Below are 582 nucleotides of genomic sequence, written 5' to 3'. Positions count from 1 at the left end.
TGCTCCGACCGCTTGTAGGCGTACGGTTTCAGGAACTTTTTCACTCCTCTAAAAGAGGGGCTTTTCACCTTTCCCTCACGGTACTGGTTCGCTATCGGTCTCTTACGAGTATTTAGCCTTGGCGGATGGGCCCGCCGGATTCAGACAGGATTTCACGTGTCCCGCCCTACTCAGGATACCACTATGCTTCATACAATTGTCGAGTACGAGACTGTCACTCTCTATGGTCGCTCTTTCCAAAGCGTTCCTCTAACTGTATTTCGTGCAACAGCGTGGTCCTACAACCCCATATAGACCGAAATCTATATGGTTTGGGCTATTCCCCGTTCGCTCGCCACTACTAGGGGAATCATTATTATTTTCTTTTCCTAGGGGTACTAAGATGTTTCAGTTCCCCCCGTTAGCCTCCCGCACTTGCGGGATAACAGGTCTTCAACCTGCTGGGTTGTCCCATTCGGAAATCTGCGGATCAATGGTTATTTGCACCTACCCACAGCTTATCGCAGCTTATCACGTCCTTCATCGCCTGTAAGAGCCTAGGCATCCACCGTACGCCCTTAATTACTTCCTTTTCCTTATTCT

General features: G+C 49.3%; 1 rRNA gene. It reads right to left on the bottom strand.

Going from position 1 to position 582, the window contains the following annotated elements:
* Nucleotides 1-571 (bottom strand): 23S ribosomal RNA (locus HMPREF9999_RS00005); the annotation flags it as partial.
* Between the last annotated feature and the right edge of the window lie 11 nt (nucleotides 572-582).

Origin of the sequence: Alloprevotella sp. oral taxon 473 str. F0040, assembly GCF_000318095.2 — a bacterium.
Lineage (GTDB): Bacteria > Bacteroidota > Bacteroidia > Bacteroidales > Bacteroidaceae > Alloprevotella.
The sequence above is the reverse complement of the archived record's forward strand: the minus strand, read 5'-3'. Positions and strand labels throughout refer to the sequence as shown.